Origin of the sequence: Streptomyces sp. NPDC093109 (assembly GCF_040701725.1) — a bacterium.
Lineage (GTDB): Bacteria > Actinomycetota > Actinomycetes > Streptomycetales > Streptomycetaceae > Streptomyces.
In genome coordinates this window covers 1-17,069 of the sequence record NZ_JBFBEZ010000047.1, presented here as the reverse complement: position 1 = coordinate 17,069, position 17,069 = coordinate 1, and the positions used below count along the sequence as shown (strand labels likewise).

The following is a 17,069-nucleotide window of genomic DNA, read 5'->3' as shown; positions in this document are numbered from 1 at the left end:
GTCCGCCGACCCTACTGCCCGAGCGGGAGGACATCGGCGTCGAAGCAGGTGCGCGCGCCGGTGTGACAGGCGGCGCCGACCTGGTCGACGCGGACGAGGACCGTGTCGGCGTCGCAGTCCAGCGCGACGGACTTGACGTGCTGGACATGGCCGGAGGTGTCGCCCTTGACCCAGTACTCCCGGCGGCTGCGCGACCAGTAGGTGCAGCGGCCGGTGGTCAGGGTGCGGTGCAGGGCCTCGTCGTCCATCCAGCCGAGCATCAGTACCTCGCCCGTGTCGTACTGCTGGGCGATGGCGGGGATCAGTCCGTCGGCGCTGCGCTTGAGCCGGGCGGCGATGGCGGGGTCGAGCCCACCGGTCATGCTGGTCATACGGACATTGTGCCGCGCCCGCGGTGCCCGCCGGGCGGCGGTCCACTGGGCGGACGCGGTGCGGGCGCCGTAGGCTGGGGCGCATGTCGACCCATGCGAAGCGTGAACGGCTCCTGCTCGCCGACCTGTTGGAGGCGGTGGGCCCCGACGCACCGACGCTCTGCGACGGCTGGCTCGCGCGGGATCTCGCGGCCCATGTGGTGGTGCGCGAGCGCCGCCCGGACGCGGCGGGCGGGACGCTGGTGCCCGCGCTGCGGAGCCGGCTGGAACGGGTGCAGGCCGAGTTCGTGGCGAAGCCGTACGACGAGCTGCTCCAGCTGATCCGTACGGGCCCGCCGAAGATGTCCCCGTTCAGCATCAAGCAGCTGGACGAGGCGGCCAACACGGTCGAGTTCTACATCCACGCCGAGGACGTCCGGCGCGCGCAGCCCGACTGGACGCCGCGCGAGGTGGACCGGGTCTTCGCGGACACGCTGTGGGCGCGGCTGGAGAAGGGCGGCCGGATGATGGGCCGCAAGGCCCCGGTGGGCCTGGTGCTGCGCCGCCCGGACGGCCAGACGGCGGTGGCGCACCGCGGTACCCCGGTGGTGACGGTGACCGGTGAGCCGAGTGAGCTGCTGCTCTTCACGTTCGGCCGGCAGGCGGCGGCGGATGTGCGGCTGGAGGGCGACGAGGCCGCGATCACGGCCGTACGGGAAGCGAAGCTGGGCCTCGCGTAGGGGCTGCCGCGTCGCCGGCGGCGGGCGCCTGTCCGCCACCGGCGACGTGTGTTCAGTGCGTCATGAGGTGTGCGGGCAGTTGCCCCGGTACTCCGCGATCGTGGTGCTCGGCTGGGGCAGCGGGCAGAGGAACTGCTCGTAGCGGGTGTCCCCGTCGATGAACCGTTTCAGCCAGGAGACGCTGTACTTCGCGATGGTGGTGTTCGCGCTCGTCGGTGTGTTGTGGACGGCCCCCTTCAGCTCCAGATACGCCTTGTCGAGGGTGCCGGGCAGGGACTCGTAGAACGGCTCGGAGTGTGAGGCGACGGGCGCGGTGGTGTCGCCGTCGGCCCCGACCACCAGGGTGGGGGTGCGGACCGCGGACCAGTTCTTGGTCAGGTTCCAGCCGGTCAGCGGGATGGCCGCCTTCAGCGAGGTGCGGCTCTTGGCGGCCTCCAGGCTGCCGCCGCCGCCCATGGAGTGGCCCATGACGCCGAGGCGGGCACTGTCGATCCGGCCACGTACGGCCGAACTCCCCGTCAGATAGTCGAGTGCGGCGAGGAGTTGACGCCCCCGGCTGTCGGGCGCGTCGAGAATGGTGGTGGTGTCGATGGTGAAGACGACGAAGCCCTGGGAGGCGAGGCGCGGCCCGTACCAGGAAACACTGGACTGGCTCGCGGTGAAGCCCGGGGCGACGGCCACGGCGCCGAAGGTGCCGTCCGCGGTGGTGGTCGGGTAGTAGACGGTGCCGCCGCCGAATCCGCTGACGCTCGACCGCGCCACCGTGAGCTGGGAAACGGCGTACGGCCCGGTGGCCGCCTCGATACTGGCGACGGTCGGCGCGGGGCCGCGCTCGTACGGGTTGTCGGCGGCCGGGGCGGACGCGGCGTGTGCGGCCGGGGCGGTGGGGATCAACGCGGCGAAGAGCGCGCCTGTGGTGAGGGCGGCGGACCAGAATCTGCGGACCAGGGGGGTGCGGGAGGTGCGGAGGGGGGCCGTTGTGACGGCCGTCGAGGAGTGCCGTTGCACGATGGGGGGATCCTCTCGGTCGTGACGGAGCCACGCCGGAGGCCGTACGGGTGCACCGGGGTGGCGACCGCCAGATGACTGGCAGTCTCCATATCCCCGGTACGGCCGGTGCGGAAGCGTCCCCGGGCGCACCGGAGTTGACGGCGCGCCGACAACCTCAGCGCACCGGATGTCCCGTCACTTCGAGTACGCCCTTGACGTCCGAGATCCGCAGCTTCCCGAAGTGGAAGACGGACGCGGCCAGTACGGCGTCGGCGCCCGCGTCGATGGCCTGGGGGAAGTGCTCCAGGGTGCCCGCGCCGCCGGACGCGATCAGCGGTACGGAGACGTGCTTGCGCACGATCTCGATCATCACGGTGTCGTAGCCGTACTCCGTGCCGTCCGCGTCCATCGAGTTGAGCAGGATCTCGCCCGCGCCCAGCTCCGCCGCCTCGTGCGCCCACTCGACGGCGTCGATGCCGGTGCCCCGGCGACCGCCGTGCGTGGTGACCTCGAAAGACCCGTCCGGCCTGCGCCGCGCGTCGACGGAGAGCACCAGCACCTGCCGTCCGAACCGCTCGGCGATCTCCCGGATCAGCTCGGGCCTGGCGATGGCGGCGGTGTTGACGCCGACCTTGTCCGCGCCGGCCCGCAGCAGCTTGTCGACGTCGTCGGCGGTGCGGACTCCGCCGCCGACGGTCAGCGGGATGAAGACCTGCTCGGCGGTGCGCCGCACCACGTCGTACGTGGTCTCGCGGTTGCCGGAGGACGCGGTGATGTCGAGGAACGTCAGCTCGTCGGCGCCCTCCGCGTCGTACAGCTTGGCCATCTCGACGGGGTCACCGGCGTCCCGCAGGTTCTGGAAGTTGACGCCCTTCACGACGCGGCCGTTGTCCACGTCCAGGCACGGGATGACCCGTACGGCCAGTGTCACGCTGTGCCTCCCCGGTACGCCTCGACCTCGACCTCGACGACCAGGCTGGGGTCGATGAGGCCGGCCACGACGACCATCGTGGCGGCAGGCCGGGCCTCGTCGAACAGTTCCTTGTGGGCGCGGCCCACGTCGTCCGCGTCCCTGACGTGGGTGAGGTACATGCGCGTACGGACCACGTCCGCCGCGCCGAGCCCCAGCTCCCCCAGCGCCTTGAGGGCGACGCCGAACGCGGTGAGCGCCTGTTCGTACGGTCCGCCCTCGGCGATCCGGCCGTCGACCACCGAGGTGCAGCCGGACACCAGCACCAGGCCGTTCGGCAGCTCCACCGCGCGCGAGTAGCCGATGGCCTCTTCCCAGGGGCCGCCGGACGAGACCTTCCGTACCACCGCGTCACTCACCGGCCACCGCCGCCAGCGCCTCTTCCAGTGTGAACGCCTTCGCGTACAGCGCCTTGCCGACGATGGCGCCCTCGACGCCCTCGGGCACCAGGGCCGAGATCGCGCGCAGGTCGTCCAGCGAGGAGACCCCGCCGGAGGCGACGACCGGCTTGTCGGTGGCGGCGCAGACGGTACGGAGGAGCTCCAGGTTGGGGCCCTGGAGGGTGCCGTCCTTGGCGATGTCGGTGACGACGTAGCGCGCGCAGCCCTCGGAGTCCAGCCGCGCGAGCGTCTCGTAGAGGTCGCCGCCGTCCCGGGTCCAGCCGCGTCCGCGCAGGGTCGTGCCGCGTACGTCGAGGCCGACGGCGATCTTGTCGCCGTGCTCGGCGATGATCTTGGCGACCCACTCGGGGGTCTCCAGCGCGGCCGTACCGAGGTTGACGCGGGTGCAGCCGGTGGCGAGGGCGGCGGCGAGGGTGTCGTCGTCGCGGATGCCGCCGGACAGCTCGACCTTGATGTCCATCGCGCCGGCGACCTCGGCGATCAGCTTCCGGTTGTCGCCGGTGCCGAAGGCGGCGTCGAGGTCGACGAGGTGCAGCCACTCGGCGCCGGAGCGCTGCCAGGCGAGCGCGGCTTCGAGGGGGGAGCCGTACGACGTCTCCGAACCGGACTCGCCGTGCACGAGCCGTACGGCCTGGCCGTCCCTGACGTCGACGGCGGGCAGCAGTTCAAGCTTCATCAGAGGGTTCCGATCCAGTTGGTCAGCAGCTGGGCGCCGGCGTCGCCGGACTTCTCGGGGTGGAACTGGGTGGCCCACAGCGCGCCGTTCTCCACGGCGGCCACGAACGGCTCGCCGTGGGTGGCCCAGGTGACCCGGGGGGCGCGGATCTTGGCGTTGGTGACTTCCAGGTCCCATGTGCGCACGGCGTAGGAGTGCACGAAGTAGAAGCGGGCGTCGGCGTCGAGCCCGGCGAACAGTTCGCTGTCCTCGGCGGCTTCGACGGTGTTCCACCCCATGTGGGGGATGATCGGGGCGTCGAGCGGCTCGACCGTACCGGGCCACTCGTCAAGCCCTTCGGTCTCCACACCGTGCTCGATGCCGCGCTCGAAGAGGATCTGCATGCCGACGCAGATCCCCATCACCGGCCGGCCGCCGGCCAGCCTGCGCCCGATGATCCACTCACCGCGCGCGTCCTTCAGCCCCTTCATGCAGGCGGCGAAGGCGCCGACGCCGGGCACGAGCAGCCCGTCGGCGTTCATGGCGCGGTCGAAGTCGCGGGTGATCTCCACCTCGGCGCCGGCCCGGGCAAGGGCGCGCTCGGCCGAGCGGACGTTGCCGAAGCCGTAGTCGAAGACAACAACGCTCTTGGCGCTCATTCCCAGATCCCTTGAACGCGCAGCACACCGGCGACCAGGCAGAGCGCGGAGCAGAGGCCCAGCAGCACGATCACCCCGGTGGGCAGCTTCTGCTTGTGGAAGGAGTACACACCACCGGCGAGGAAGAGCCCCACCACGATCAGAACGGTGGACAGCCCGGTCACAGAGCGCCCTTCGTAGAAGGAAGAATGCCCGCTGCCCGCGGGTCGCGCTCGGAGGCGTAGCGCAGGGCCCGCGCCAGCGCCTTGAACTGGCACTCCACGATGTGGTGCGCGTTGCGCCCGTACGGGACGTGGACGTGCAGCGCGATCTGGGCCTGGGCGACGAAGGACTCCAGGATGTGCCGGGTCATCGTCGTGTCGTACTCACCGATCATCGGCGCCATGTTCTCGGGCTCGGTGTGCACGAGGTACGGGCGTCCCGACAGGTCCACCGTCACCTGGGCGAGCGACTCGTCCAGCGGGACGGTGCAGTTGCCGAAGCGGTAGATGCCCACCTTGTCGCCGAGGGCCTGCTTGAACGCGGCGCCGATGGCGAGGGCGGTGTCCTCGATGGTGTGGTGCGAGTCGATGTGGAGGTCGCCCTCGGTCTTCACCGTGAGGTCGAACAGCCCGTGCCGGCCGAGCTGGTCGAGCATGTGGTCGTAGAAGCCGACCCCGGTCGACACGTCGACCTTTCCCGTGCCGTCGAGATCGATCTCGACGACGACGGACGTTTCCTTCGTACTGCGTTCCACACGGCCGATCCGGCTCATGCGCCGCTCTCCTTCTTCAGTTCGCGTACCGCGTCGAGGAACGTGTCGTTCTCGGCGGGGGTTCCCGCGGTGACCCGCAGCCATCCCGGTACGCCGTTGTCACGGATGAGGACACCCCGGTCGAGGATCCGGCGCCAGGCCGCGTGGGAGTCCTCGAAGCGGCCGAACTGCACGAAGTTCGCGTCCGAGTCGGTGACCTCGAAGCCGATCCCGCGCAGCCCGGTCACCAGCCGGTCCCGCTCGGCCTTGAGGGTCTCGACATACCCGAGCAGCGTATCGGTGTGCTCCAGCGCGGCGAGCGCGGTGGCCTGGGTGACGGCGGACAGGTGGTACGGCAGCCGTACCAGCTGGACGGCGTCGACCACGGCGGGGTGGGCGGCGAGATAGCCGAGGCGCAGCCCGGCGGCGCCGAACGCCTTGGACATGGTGCGCGAGACGACCAGGTAGGGCCGGCCCTCGATGAGCGGCAGCAGCGACTCGCGGTGGCTGAACTCGACGTACGCCTCGTCCACGACGACCAGCGTCGGCTTCGCGGCCTGGGCGGCCTCGTACAGCGCGAGGACGGCCTCGGCGCCGACGGCCGTGCCGGTGGGGTTGTTGGGCGAGGTGATGAAGACGACGTCGGGCCGGTGTTCCGCGAGGGCGGTGACGGCGGCGGGCACGTCGATGGTGAAGTCCTCGTTGCGCGGCCCGGAGATCCAGCCGGTGCCGGTGCCGCGCGCGATGAGGCCGTGCATCGAGTACGACGGCTCGAAGCCGATGGCGGTGCGGCCGGGGCCGCCGAAGGTCTGGAGCAGCTGCTGGATGACCTCGTTGGACCCGTTGGCGGCCCAGACGTTGGCCGCGGTCACCGGGTGGTGGCCGGTCTTCGTCAGATACGCGGCCAGCCCGGTGCGCAGCTCCACGGCGTCCCGGTCGGGGTACCGGTTGAGCCCGCGTGCTGCCTCGCGGACGCGCTCGGCGATGCGCTCGACGAGCGCCTCGGGCAGCGGGTAGGGGTTCTCGTTGGTGTTGAGCTGTACGGGGACGTCCAGCTGGGGGGCGCCGTACGGGGTCTTGCCGCGCAGCTCGTCCCGTACGGGCAGCTCGTCCCGTACGCGCAGATCATCGCTTCCGAACGTCACTTTCCGGGCACCTTCCATCCAAACCTTGCCTTGATCGCCGCGCCGTGCGCGGGCAGGTCCTCCGCCTCCGCGAGCGTCACCACATGGTGGGCGACGTCCGCGAGGGCTTCCTCGCTGTAGTCGACGATGTGGATGCCGCGCAGGAAGGACTGGACGGAGAGCCCCGAGGAGTGGCAGGCGCAACCGCCGGTCGGCAGGACGTGGTTGGAGCCGGCGCAGTAGTCGCCGAGCGAGACGGGGGCGTACGGGCCGACGAAGACCGCGCCGGCGTTGCGCACGCGGGTGGCGAGCGCGGCGGCGTCGGCGGTCTGGATCTCCAGGTGCTCGGCGCCGTACGCGTTGACGACGCGCAGGCCGTCCTCGACGGAGTCGACCAGCACGATGGCGGACTGCCGGCCGGAGAGCGCGGGCAGCACCCGGTCCTCGATGTGCTTGGTGGCCGCGACCTGCGGCTCCAGCTCCTTGTCGACGGCGTCGGCCAGCTCCACCGAGTCGGTGACGAGGACGGCGGCGGCGAGCGGGTCGTGCTCGGCCTGGCTGATCAGGTCGGCGGCGACGTGCACCGGGTCGGCGGTGGCGTCGGCCAGTACGGCGATCTCGGTCGGGCCCGCCTCGGCGTCGATGCCGATCCGGCCGGTGAAGTAGCGCTTGGCGGCGGCGACCCAGATGTTGCCCGGCCCGGTGACCATGTTCACCGGGGGGCACTCCTCGGTGCCGTACGCGAACATCGCGACGGCCGAGGCGCCGCCCGCCGCGTACACCTCGTCGATCCCGAGCAGCGCGCAGGCGGCCAGGATCGTGGGGTGCGGCAGCCCGTCGAACTCACGCTGCGCGGGCGAGGCCAGGGCGATCGACTCGACGCCCGCCTCCTGCGCCGGCACCACGTTCATGATCACGGAGGACGGGTAGACGGACCGGCCGCCGGGCGCGTACAGCCCGACCCGCTCGACCGGCACCCACTTCTCGGTGACCGTGCCGCCGGGCACCACACGGGTGGTGTGCTCCTCGCGGCGCTGGGCGCGGTGCACGAGGCGGGCGCGGCGGATCGACTCCTCCAGCGCGGCCCGTACGTCGGGGTCGAGCGCCTCCAGTGCCGCCGCGAGGGCGGCGACCGGGACCCGTACCCGCTCCAGGGTCACACCGTCGAACTTCTCGGCCGACTCGATCAGCGCCGCGGTGCCCCGATGATGGACGTCCTCGCAGAGCGGCCGGACCTTCTCCAGGGCGGCTTCGACGTCGAACTCGGCTCGGGGCAGCAGGTCACGCAGGGCGCGGCCCTCGGGGAGGGCCTCACCGCGCAGATCGATTCGTGAGATCACGGGGTCAATTCTCGCAGACCGGGCCGGACGGCCGGACGGCGTATCACTGGCTGATACACACGAACGCCCGCGAACACTCGTCACTCGGCGCGTTCAGGGCGTCACTCAGCGGGAACAACGTGGGTACGGAACAACTGCCCTCAGTTGTACGGACCGGCTGTCATCAGTTGTTCGGACCATCTGTACGCACACGGGGAAGCGGAGGCGCGGCAGTGACCGAGCCGCAGTACGACGAATCTCCCGACTGGCTCAGCGCGGCGGAACTCGGCATGTGGCAGTCGTTCCGCAACGGCAGTACGTACGACCTGAGCACGTCGGACGCCCTGCTCGACGATCCCTTCGCGCCGCGCCCGTGGGGCACGGACCGCAGCGTGCGCGCGCGGGTGGTCGCCCTTCTCCTGCTGAGCGGCCCCGCCGCGCTCCCCGGCCGGGTCGCGGCGCTCAAGCTGCGCGGCGTCCAGATCACCGGGACGCTCAACCTCGCGGGCGGCACCGTCGCGCCGTATGTGGAGCTGGACCACTGCCGTTTCGAGAACGAGGTGGTGCTGCCCGAGTCGCGCTTCACCACCCTGCGCATGGTGAGCTGCGCGATCCCCCGGCTGGAGGCGGCCCGGCTGCACACCGAGGGCGATCTGCATCTGCCGCGGTGCCGTGTCGAGCGGGGCATCCGGCTGACCGACGCGCGGATCGGCACGGACCTGCTGATCAGCGAGATCAACGTACGGCCCGACCGGCGCGGCCGGGCGATCACCGCGGACGGGATGGTGGTCGCGCAGGACCTCCAGGCCGACCGGATCGAGACGTACGGCGAGGTCAGCCTGCGCGGCGCGAAGGTCGGTGTCTCGCTCAGCCTGCGCGGCAGCCGGCTGCGCGCGGCGGAGGAGAAGCGCGCGCTCAACGCCCCGCAGCTCACGGTCGAGCGCTCGCTCCATCTGACGGGTGTGTGGGTGAACGACGACACCGGCGCACCGGACATCACACCGCCGCACGGCATCGGCGCCACCCCGCTCCTCGGCGACCGGCTCCAGCGGTTCGAGTGCCGGGGCGGGGTGCGGCTGGACGACGGCCGGTTCGGCGACGCGGTCGACGTGGACCAGGCGCGGTTCTTCATGACGCCCACGGAGGAGCTGTCGCTGCGCCGGATCACCACCCCCGAACTCCGTTTCACCTGCGACCGCGTCGAGGAGGGGCGCGTCGTCCTGAGCGGCGCGCGGATCGTCACCCTGGTGGACATGTCGACGAGCTGGCCGGGCCCCGGCGGGCTGAGCATGAGCGGCTTCGCGTACGAGAACCTGGTCCCGTTCGGCCACTTCCCGCTCATCCGCCGGCTGGAGTGGCTGGCGGCGGCGACCCCCGAGTACTCCCCCGAACCGTACGAGCGCCTCGCGCAGGTCCTGCGCCACACCGGCGAGGACGCGGACGCCCGCGAGGTCCTGCTGGCCAAGCACCGAAGACGCCGCGAGACGCTGCCGCTGGCCGGGAAGCTCTGGGGCTATCTCCAGGACTGGACGGTGGCGTACGGCTACCGTCCCGGCCGGGCCGCGCTCTGGATGGCCGTCCTGTGGGGCGCCTCCACCCTGACCTTCGCCCACAACGCGCCCCCGGCCCTGAGACCGGACGAACACCCGGCGTGGAACCCGGCGCTGTACTCGCTGGACCTGCTCATCCCGGTGATCGACTTCGGCCAGGACGGCTACTGGCTGGTGTCGGGCGGCTGGCAGTGGACGGCGGCGACGCTGACGGTGCTGGGCTGGATCCTGGCGACGACGGTGGCGACGGGCGCGACGCGGCTGCTCAGAAGAGGCTGACGGCGGGCGGCGCACCGGCCCGGCGGCCCACCACCCATCGGCCAGTAATCCGCCGCCCCACCGGCCAGTAATCCGCCGCCCCACCGGCCGGTAACGCGCCGGCCCCCGACCCCCACCGCAATCCACCCGCTTTCGATACGAAAGCTTCACTTCTCCACCCTGGCGCCGCCCTCCGCGCGCGCCTTCAATGGTCCACACCATGTCCTTTCTCCGCGCACTGATCAGCACCGCGCGCATGGTCCGGCACGCCATGCCGCTGTCCGCCGGGCTGCCGCCGGACCGCGAGGTCCTGCTCGACGTGCCCGACGACCTCCTCGCGCCCGTGCTCGTCTCCGCCGCGCACGGCGAGTACGAGCGCGCCGCGAAGCTGCTGGCTGCCACCCGGGACGCGGCGGAGTGGGAGGACCGCGACCGCTACGTCATCCGGCTGGCCGTGTTCGCCAAGAGCCGGGACGCCTGGCTGGCCGCCTGGCTCCGGGCCGCGCCGGACGATCCGGACGCCCTGCTCGTCCGGGCGGAGCTGGCCGTACGCCGCGCCTGGGAGTCACCGGCCCGCGCCGAGCTGCTGCGCGAGACGGCCCCGCTGATCGACGCCGCGGCGGCCGGTGACCCGCGCGACCCGGTGCCGTGGCGCGTGGCGCTCGACCACGCGCGGGGCAGCCACGCCCCGCACACCACGTTCGAGACGCTGTGGGAACAGGCGGTGGCACGCTCCTCGCACCACTATGGCTGCCATGTCTCGGCGCTCCAGTACCTGTCGGCCCACTGGTACGGCTCGCACCGCGAGTGCTTCGACTTCGCGGAGCGCGCGGCGGCGGACTCGCCGCAGGGTTCGCTCGTCCGGGCGCTGCCGGTGCGCGCCGCGTTCACGCTGCTGGCGAGCGAGGAGAACCGGACCGGCGGCCCGACCGCGCTCCAGGGCGACCGGATCGACGCGGCGGCGGATCTGGCGATCGAACTGTCGGCCGGATACGCGGCGGGGGTGCCATGCCCGGCCGAGGTGCGGAACCTGCTGGCGTACGTCCTGGCGGAGCGGGGGCGGTGGGCGGCGGCGCTGGACCAGTTCCGGCTGACCGGGCCGTACGCGACCTCGTTCCCGTGGGTCTGTCTGACCGACGACCCGCTGGGGCGGTTCCTCGAAACGCGGGACGGGGTACGGATCCAGGTGGCCTCGGCGACCCCTTTGCGCGGCCGGGCCGACCGCGCCGACCGCGGAGCGTCCCGCGGCCATTACGCTTGACCGTTGTGACCACCGCTCGCCTCCCTCTCTTCCCGCTGAACGCGGTGCTGTTCCCCGGCCTCGTGCTGCCCCTCAACGTCTACGAGGAGCGTTATCGCGCGATCATGCGCGAGCTGCTCAAGACGGACGAGTCCGAACCGCGCCGCTTCGCCGTGGTCGCCATCCGCGACGGGCACGAAACCGCGGTGACCGCGCCTGGCATGCCGGACGGGAACGCGCGCCCCGAACGCGGCCCCGCCGCCGGCTTCGGCCCCGATCCGCTCGCCGCCCTCCACCCGGTCGGATGTGTCGCGGACGCGGCGACGATCCGCGAGCGGCCCGACGGCAGCTTCGAGGTGATCGCCACCGGCACCACCCGGGTCCGGCTGCGGTCGGTCGACGCCAGCGGCCCGTATCTGACGGGCGATCTCGAGGAGCTGCCCGAGGAGACGGGCGAGGGCGCGGGGACGCTCGCCGAGGGCGTGCTGCGGGCGTTCCAGAGCTACCAGAAGCGGCTGGCGGGGGCCAGGGAGCGCTCGCTGTCCAGGAGCGACGACCTGCCGCACGAACCGTCGGTGGTGTCGTACCTGGTCGCGGCGGCGGCGGTGCTGGACATCCCGACGCGCCAGCGGCTGCTGGAGGCGCCGGACGTCGCGGACCGGCTGCGCGCGGAGCTGACGCTGCTGCGGTCGGAGACCGCGGTGGTACGGCATCTGCCGTCGCTGCCGGCGGTGGATCTGACCCACGCGCCGATCAGCCAGAACTGACTGACGCAGCGGGACCGCGGGACCGCGGACCGCGAGACGGACGGGGCCAGGGCCTTGGCGAAGAAATCCAAGAAGCAGCAGCAGGCGGGCGGCACCCCGGCGACGGTCGCGCTGACTGCGGCCGGTACGGCGTTCACGCTGCACGCGTACGAGCACGACCCGGCCGCGCCCTCGTACGGCGAGGAGGCCGCGCGGGCGCTGGGGGTCTCCCCGGAGCGGGTGTTCAAGACGCTGGTCGCGGAGGTCGACGGCGAGCTGACGGTGGCGGTCGTACCGGTCGCGGGCTCGCTCGACCTCAAGGCGCTGGCGGCGGCGGTGGGCGGCAAGCGCGCGGCGATGGCCGATCCGGCGGCGGCCGAGCGGACGACGGGCTATGTGCGCGGCGGTATCTCGCCGCTGGGCCAGCGCAAGCGGCTGCGTACGGTCGTGGACGCGTCGGCCGGGGACCACACGACGGTCTGTGTCTCGGCGGGCCGCCGGGGCCTGGAGGTGGAGCTGTCCCCGGCGGACCTGGCGGCGCTGACCGGCGCCGTGCTGGCGCCGATCGGCAGATAGCCGGGCGGCCGGGGCTCGTCCTCCTACTGAGGTGCCTGAGGCCTACTGAGGTGCCTGAGGCCCCTGAGATCCCTGAGGCGCCGCGGGTCCGGCAGATCCCGACGGCCCGGCCGGACCCGACGGCCCGGCCGGTCCCGCAGGTCCCGCAGCCGGCTCGTACGGCTGCGCGGGCAGCGGTCCCCAGTCCCACTGCGGGTTCGGGTCGCGCGGCCCGAACAGCGCCGTCAGCGCGAGATGGACCACCAGCGCGGCGACGGGCCAGGCCAGCAGCGCGCCCTTCGCGTTCAGTTCGAGCGGCGCGTCGAAGGTGACGCCCTTGCCGACGGCCCTGGCGTGCGCGACCACGTCCGACGTGGGCCCGAGCCGGACGCCGAACTTCCAGGCGAGGACCGAGGCGAGCACCCCGCCCACGGCCAGCCCGGCGACGGTCCCGATCCCGCCGCGCCGCTGGAAGAGGAAGACGAGCACGGCGCTGAGGGCGCCGAAGCCGAGCGCCAGCAGAAGAAACGTGCCGTCAGCGGCGATCGCCTCCTCGCCCTCCGTGTCCTTGAGGAAGACGGCCGACTCGTCGGAGATCAGCGGGACGCGCGGCGCCAGCCACACCCACAGCAGTCCGAGTGCCAGCCCCACCACGGTGACGGCCACCAGCACCACGATGCCCTGCCGCAGCTCGGTCTTCGGATCGAAGCCGCCGTCGTCGCCGCCGGCCGCTCCGTCCGCCCCGGTCACGGGGTACGGCGTGGCCCCGTCCGGCGGGGTCTGCCAGGGATCGTCGCGCGGCGACTCGTGCGGCGGCGGTTGGTGGGGCGGCGTCAGGGGTGCTGTCACTGTGCCATCGTGCCAGGCCCGGCGGCAGGCCGCCGCACCGGTCGCCCACCGGTAGCCGCACCGGTAGCCCGGCGGACTATCGGCGGACCGCGGCCCGCCGGTAGGCCCAGGTCGCCACGGCCAGCGAGCAGACACCGACGGCGGCGCAGACCCCGAGATCGACGGCGACCGCCGACCAGTCGGGGTGCGTGTCGAAGGTACGGGCCAGCGCCTCGACGCCGTAGGTGGAGGGCAGCAGATCCCGCGCGTATCCGACCGGGCCCGGCAGCCTGTCGGCGGGCAGCACGCCCAGCAGCAGCGCCGCCGACATCCCCAACTGGCCGAGGAGCGTGGCCAGTTCGGGGCGCGGCGCCAGCAGCCCGCAGGCCGCGCCGAGACCGGCGAGGGCCGCGCCCGACAGCGGGATGACCGCGACAAGGATCCACAGGTGGGTCAGCGGCAGCTGGAAGAGCACACTGCCGGTGACGGCCGTGACCGCCGTACCCGGCACGGTGAAGGAGGCGTACGCACCGGCCGCGCCGAGCACCACCGCCGCGGGCGGTACGGGCAGCGTCGCGTAGTGGTCGAGCCCGCCGTCGGCGCGCAGCCGGCCGAAGTACTGGGAGAGCAGATTGAGCGCGACGAACGCGACGACGAGCACGCTCGACCCGGCGACGACCGCCCGCGCCTCACCGCCCCCGTCGACGACCCCGCGCATCAGGATCATGATCCCGACGGACTGGAAGGTCGCCACGAAGAGCAGCGGGATCCTGGCGACCCGCGCCCGCGACAGCTGCGCGCGGTAGACGGCGGCGAGCGAGGGCAGCAGCCGGGCCCGGGGAGCCAGCGGAGCGGGCCACCCGTCCTCCGCCGCCCGTCCAGTGCTCCCGCCGGCGCTCTCGTCAACGCTCCCACCGGCGCTCTCACCGGCGCTCTTGCCGACGCCCCGGACTCTCCCGGACACGGCCTCCGCGGGCACGATGCTCACCTGACGCTGCTCCTGTTCGGTACGGACGTACGAGTGATGGCCGGGCCAAGTCCGGCCGGTCCAAGGTACCGACCGGGCGACGTCGCCGCGCTCACGCCTTCACCAGCCCCTTCCTCGCCTGCCCGCCGAGCGCCAGATACACGTCCTCCAGGCTCGGTGTGGCCAGGGTGAAGTCGTCCAGGGCCGCGAAGGCCTCGCCGCCCGTCACCGCCGCGACCGCCGCCCGCGCCTCGTCCGGGGCGAGGCGGAGCACCCAGCGGCGGCCGGACTCCTGGGCAGAGCCGCGCAGCGCCGCGACCTCCGGGACGTCGAGGGGGGCGCGCTCGCGCCACACCAGCTCCACCCGTACCTCGCCCGCGACCTGTTCCTTCAGCCCCGACGGGGTGTCACAGGCGATGACGCGGCCCCTGTCCAGCACGGCGACCCGGTCGAGGACGGTCTCCGCCTCGATGACGTTGTGGGTGACCAGCACGACGGTCGCGCCGTGCTCGGCCCGCCGCCGGTCCACCGCGGTCCACACGGCGCGCCGCGCGACGGGGTCCATGCCGGTGGTGGGCTCGTCCAGGACCAGCACGGGCCGCTCCCCCACCAGCGTGGCGGCGAAGCACGCGAGGCGCCGCTGGCCACCGGAGAGCTTGTTGAGCGGTCGACCGGCGATTTCGGTCAGTCCCAGCTCCGCGAGCACCTCGTCCCGCGCGGCGCGCGCCGCCCCGAGCGTGAGCCCGCGCAGCCGGCCAGTGGTCTCGGCGGCGAGGGAGACGGTCAGTTCGTCGAGCGCGGCCGACTCCTGGCCGAGGTAGCCGACCAGCCGGGAGGCGCGTTCCGGGTGGCGTACGAGATCGTGCCCGAGGAGTTCGACCGCACCGGAGTCGGGCCGCATGAGGCCGGTGAGCTGGCGTACGAGTGTGGACTTGCCCGCGCCGTTGGGTCCGAGCAGGCCGAAGATCTCGCCGCGCCGTACCTCCAGGGAGATCCCGTCGGTGGCCCGCACCGCCGGTGTCCCCGGCCGCCCCCTGCCGCCACGCGCGGCGGGGTACGTCTTGACCAGATCGCGCACCACGCACACCGTACTCACGAGCAACGACCTTACGGGTCCCGGCCCCCGCCCCGGGCGGCGGGGCGGAAAAGGCCGTAGAACCCCGGAGCACCCGCCGCCCGCGCTACTGCGCTCCCGGCACCGCGTTCACGTTCTCCGCCGCCGCCCTTACGTCGATCTCGCGCCAGAACCCGGCCCGGATCGCGTACCGGTCGTGCTCGTCGATCTGGTCGTCCTTGTGGGCCAGCAGCCCGAAGCGCGCCGCGTAGCGCAGCAGTTCGCCGTCGATGCGGTGCGGGACGCGCGGGTACATGACGGAGAGCTTCTGCGCGTGGCCGGTCTCCGGGAGCCGCTCCATCCAGCGGCGGGCGAAGACCTGCCCGACCTCGAACGGGTCGCCGCCGACCGTCGTGATGTCCTCCTCGCGGTCGGCCCAGCGCTGCTCCGCGCTGGTGAGCTGGGCCAGCGTCGGCAGCGACGCCGACTCGGGCGGCTCGCCCGCCGTACCGCCGCCGGGCCGCTCGATCCAGCCGCGGTCGGAGGACCAGCGGAGCGTGGCGCCCGCCGGGGGCCGCTCCGCGCGGCCGTCGGCCGGCTGCGGCTGGGCGTGGGCACGGTCGGCGGCGGGGGCGCGCAGGCCCGCCAGGTCCTTGGGCGTGGGGACGCCGCGCGTACCGGCGCCCGTACCGTTTTCGGCCACCGTGCCCGCCTGCGCGCCCGCCCCCGCGCCGGCGGCGCCGGACCGGGGGCCGTCGTCGCGCGCGGCGGGCCGCGCGTCCGGTCCTTCGCGTCCCTCCCCCGCCGTCGCGTGCGCGGCCCGCTCCGCCGGGGCGGCGGGCGCCGATTCGGGCAGCGGCGCGGAGAGGATCGCGGCGATCTCGGGGCGCGGTGCCGGGGCGGGCGCGCAGACCCCGCCGAAGTCCTTGGCGCGTACGGCCTTGGTGATCCACGCCCGGTCGAGCACGCGCCGCTCGTCGGCCTCGGCCACCAGGTCCTCGGACTGGTTGTAGTCGCCGTCGGCGGCCTGGACGGCCCACAGGTGGACGGCGACGCCGTGCTCCTTGGCCGACATCAGGCCGGGCAGCAGATCGCCGTCCCCGGTCACGAGGACCACGTCCGAGCAGGCCCGGTTCCTGGCCAGTTCGGTCAGCTCCGCGTGCATCGCGGCGTCGACGCCCTTCTGCGCCCACCGCCCGTCGCTGCGGGTCAGCGCACCGAGCCGGACGGTGACGCGCGGCATGACGCGCAGTCGCCGGTGTTCGGGCTGCGGCACCCGGTCGGGGGCGCCGTCGAACCAGTAGATGCGGAGCAGCGGCTGTTCCGTATCGGCCTCGGCGCGCTCGCGGAGGCCCTGGATGAGGGCGGCGTGGTCGACGGTGATGCGGGAACGGGCCGGTTCTCCGGCGAGGAGACTCGCGGCGGCGCCCAGCAGATAGCCGGCGTCCACCAGGACGACGCAGCGGTCCACGTGTTCCACCTTCTCTCGGGAACCTCGGGTTTCCTTCGAGTCTGCCCGACGGCCGCCACCTTGACGTCCGGAACTCGATCATCGGCGTGGCGCATGACCGACCGGCTTGTTGACGAGGGAACCACTACATACCGCAATGATCCAAAATGCGGCTTTCCATCGGCTATGTGAGTCTGGGTGCGGCCCCAGGCCCTCGGAATTTCCCCGAGCATCCCGCAGGAGGCATCGCCATGGCCAAGCACAAGAATCGCGACCGCGGTCATAAGCAGCAACCCCGTTCGGAGTCCGAGCGCGGAGCCGAGGAGTCGAGGTCCTCGTCCATGGAGGACCGCAGCGATCAGCGGCTGTCGCAGATAACGCCTACGGACGTGGCGCGCAAGGGCCGTCAGAAGCGCTTCGGCCACAACTGACGTCGTACGGGAACGGAAGAGGGGCGCGCCCGGCGGAATTCCGCCGGGC

General features: G+C 72.8%; 20 protein-coding genes. 6 read left to right on the top strand and 14 right to left on the bottom strand.

Annotated elements, in window-relative coordinates:
* Nucleotides 1-11: 11 nt before the first annotated feature.
* Nucleotides 12-371 carry a phosphoribosyl-AMP cyclohydrolase gene (hisI, locus tag AB0389_RS31915; RefSeq protein WP_366399013.1) on the bottom strand — a complete coding sequence of 120 codons (360 nt, stop codon included), beginning with the start codon at nucleotides 369-371 and terminating at the stop codon, nucleotides 12-14.
* Nucleotides 372-454: 83 nt separating this feature from the next.
* Here hisI and AB0389_RS31910 point away from each other — a divergent pair, with 83 nt between their 5' ends.
* The gene (locus AB0389_RS31910) at nucleotides 455-1,090 is read left to right on the top strand and encodes a TIGR03085 family metal-binding protein (protein WP_366399012.1); all 636 of its coding nucleotides are present in this window, start codon (nucleotides 455-457) and stop codon (nucleotides 1,088-1,090) included.
* A gap of 60 nt (nucleotides 1,091-1,150) precedes the next feature.
* Here AB0389_RS31910 and AB0389_RS31905 read toward each other — a convergent pair whose 3' ends face one another.
* From AB0389_RS31905 to hisD, 9 genes are all read right to left on the bottom strand, one after another.
* Nucleotides 1,151-1,984: an alpha/beta hydrolase gene (locus AB0389_RS31905; protein WP_366399047.1), complete on the bottom strand. Its 834-nt coding sequence runs from the start codon at nucleotides 1,982-1,984 to the stop codon at nucleotides 1,151-1,153.
* A 271-nt stretch (nucleotides 1,985-2,255) separates the two neighbouring features.
* Nucleotides 2,256-3,011, bottom strand: coding sequence for an imidazole glycerol phosphate synthase subunit HisF (hisF, locus tag AB0389_RS31900; protein ID WP_114658710.1), 756 nt, complete (start codon nucleotides 3,009-3,011; stop codon nucleotides 2,256-2,258).
* Nucleotides 3,008-3,409, bottom strand: a complete 402-nt coding sequence (locus AB0389_RS31895; RefSeq protein WP_366399011.1) for a RidA family protein — start codon at nucleotides 3,407-3,409, stop codon at nucleotides 3,008-3,010. The genes hisF and AB0389_RS31895 overlap by 4 nt, the downstream gene beginning before the upstream one ends.
* Nucleotides 3,402-4,130 (bottom strand): bifunctional 1-(5-phosphoribosyl)-5-((5-phosphoribosylamino)methylideneamino)imidazole-4-carboxamide isomerase/phosphoribosylanthranilate isomerase PriA, encoded by a 729-nt coding sequence (gene priA / locus AB0389_RS31890; protein WP_366399046.1) that lies wholly within the window; start codon nucleotides 4,128-4,130, stop codon nucleotides 3,402-3,404. The genes AB0389_RS31895 and priA overlap by 8 nt, the downstream gene beginning before the upstream one ends.
* Nucleotides 4,127-4,765 carry an imidazole glycerol phosphate synthase subunit HisH gene (gene hisH / locus AB0389_RS31885; protein ID WP_366399010.1) on the bottom strand — a complete coding sequence of 213 codons (639 nt, stop codon included), beginning with the start codon at nucleotides 4,763-4,765 and terminating at the stop codon, nucleotides 4,127-4,129. The genes priA and hisH overlap by 4 nt, the downstream gene beginning before the upstream one ends.
* Nucleotides 4,762-4,929, bottom strand: a complete 168-nt coding sequence (locus AB0389_RS31880) for a hypothetical protein (RefSeq protein ID WP_181957409.1) — start codon at nucleotides 4,927-4,929, stop codon at nucleotides 4,762-4,764. Before AB0389_RS31880 ends, hisH begins: the two co-directional genes overlap by 4 nt.
* Nucleotides 4,926-5,519: an imidazoleglycerol-phosphate dehydratase HisB gene (gene hisB, locus AB0389_RS31875; protein ID WP_366399009.1), complete on the bottom strand. Its 594-nt coding sequence runs from the start codon at nucleotides 5,517-5,519 to the stop codon at nucleotides 4,926-4,928. The genes AB0389_RS31880 and hisB overlap by 4 nt, the downstream gene beginning before the upstream one ends.
* Nucleotides 5,516-6,622, bottom strand: a complete 1,107-nt coding sequence (locus tag AB0389_RS31870; protein WP_366399045.1) for a histidinol-phosphate transaminase — start codon at nucleotides 6,620-6,622, stop codon at nucleotides 5,516-5,518. The genes hisB and AB0389_RS31870 overlap by 4 nt, the downstream gene beginning before the upstream one ends.
* Nucleotides 6,623-6,639: 17 nt before the next feature.
* Entirely contained in the window at nucleotides 6,640-7,962 is a 1,323-nt protein-coding gene (hisD, locus tag AB0389_RS31865; RefSeq protein ID WP_366399008.1) for a histidinol dehydrogenase, read from the bottom strand.
* A 212-nt stretch (nucleotides 7,963-8,174) separates the two neighbouring features.
* Here hisD and AB0389_RS31860 point away from each other — a divergent pair, with 212 nt between their 5' ends.
* The 4 genes from AB0389_RS31860 (at nucleotide 8,175) to ybaK (ending at nucleotide 12,311) form a co-directional block, all read left to right on the top strand.
* Entirely contained in the window at nucleotides 8,175-9,770 is a 1,596-nt protein-coding gene (locus tag AB0389_RS31860; RefSeq protein ID WP_366399007.1) for an oxidoreductase, read from the top strand.
* Between the two features lie 187 nt (nucleotides 9,771-9,957).
* Complete coding sequence (locus AB0389_RS31855) at nucleotides 9,958-11,010, top strand: hypothetical protein (RefSeq protein ID WP_366399006.1); 1,053 nt, start codon at nucleotides 9,958-9,960, stop codon at nucleotides 11,008-11,010.
* 5 nt (nucleotides 11,011-11,015) lie between these two features.
* On the top strand, nucleotides 11,016-11,756 hold the full coding sequence (locus AB0389_RS31850) for an LON peptidase substrate-binding domain-containing protein (protein WP_366399005.1): 741 nt from the start codon (nucleotides 11,016-11,018) through the stop codon (nucleotides 11,754-11,756).
* A 54-nt stretch (nucleotides 11,757-11,810) separates the two neighbouring features.
* On the top strand, nucleotides 11,811-12,311 hold the full coding sequence (gene ybaK / locus AB0389_RS31845; protein WP_366399004.1) for a Cys-tRNA(Pro) deacylase: 501 nt from the start codon (nucleotides 11,811-11,813) through the stop codon (nucleotides 12,309-12,311).
* Between the two features lie 42 nt (nucleotides 12,312-12,353).
* On the opposite strand, the gene AB0389_RS31840 is transcribed toward ybaK, so the two are convergent.
* The 4 genes from AB0389_RS31840 to AB0389_RS31825 form a co-directional block, all read right to left on the bottom strand.
* On the bottom strand, nucleotides 12,354-13,139 hold the full coding sequence (locus tag AB0389_RS31840; protein WP_366399002.1) for an ABC transporter permease: 786 nt from the start codon (nucleotides 13,137-13,139) through the stop codon (nucleotides 12,354-12,356).
* Nucleotides 13,140-13,215: 76 nt separating this feature from the next.
* Nucleotides 13,216-14,106, bottom strand: a complete 891-nt coding sequence (locus AB0389_RS31835; protein ID WP_366399001.1) for an ABC transporter permease — start codon at nucleotides 14,104-14,106, stop codon at nucleotides 13,216-13,218.
* Nucleotides 14,107-14,197: 91 nt separating this feature from the next.
* A complete protein-coding gene (locus AB0389_RS31830) occupies nucleotides 14,198-15,172 on the bottom strand; it encodes an ABC transporter ATP-binding protein (RefSeq protein ID WP_366399044.1) in 975 nt (324 codons plus the stop codon).
* Between the two features lie 94 nt (nucleotides 15,173-15,266).
* The gene (locus AB0389_RS31825) at nucleotides 15,267-16,619 is read right to left on the bottom strand and encodes an NYN domain-containing protein (protein WP_366399000.1); all 1,353 of its coding nucleotides are present in this window, start codon (nucleotides 16,617-16,619) and stop codon (nucleotides 15,267-15,269) included.
* Between the two features lie 221 nt (nucleotides 16,620-16,840).
* On the opposite strand from AB0389_RS31825, the gene AB0389_RS31820 reads away from it, so the two are divergent.
* Entirely contained in the window at nucleotides 16,841-17,020 is a 180-nt protein-coding gene (locus tag AB0389_RS31820; protein WP_366398999.1) for a hypothetical protein, read from the top strand.
* The last annotated feature ends 49 nt before the right edge of the window (nucleotides 17,021-17,069 follow it).

Excerpts from the sequence above, each read along its gene's own strand:
- hisI (WP_366399013.1), bottom strand. The coding sequence starts at position 371 with ATGACCAGCATGACCGGTGGGCTCGACCCCGCCATCGCCGCCCGGCTC.
- AB0389_RS31910 (WP_366399012.1), top strand. The coding sequence starts at position 455 with ATGTCGACCCATGCGAAGCGTGAACGGCTCCTGCTCGCCGACCTGTTG.
- hisH (WP_366399010.1), bottom strand. The coding sequence starts at position 4,765 with ATGAGCGCCAAGAGCGTTGTTGTCTTCGACTACGGCTTCGGCAACGTC.
- hisB (WP_366399009.1), bottom strand. The coding sequence starts at position 5,519 with ATGAGCCGGATCGGCCGTGTGGAACGCAGTACGAAGGAAACGTCCGTC.
- AB0389_RS31855 (WP_366399006.1), top strand. The coding sequence starts at position 9,958 with ATGGTCCACACCATGTCCTTTCTCCGCGCACTGATCAGCACCGCGCGC.
- AB0389_RS31820 (WP_366398999.1), top strand. The coding sequence starts at position 16,841 with ATGGCCAAGCACAAGAATCGCGACCGCGGTCATAAGCAGCAACCCCGT.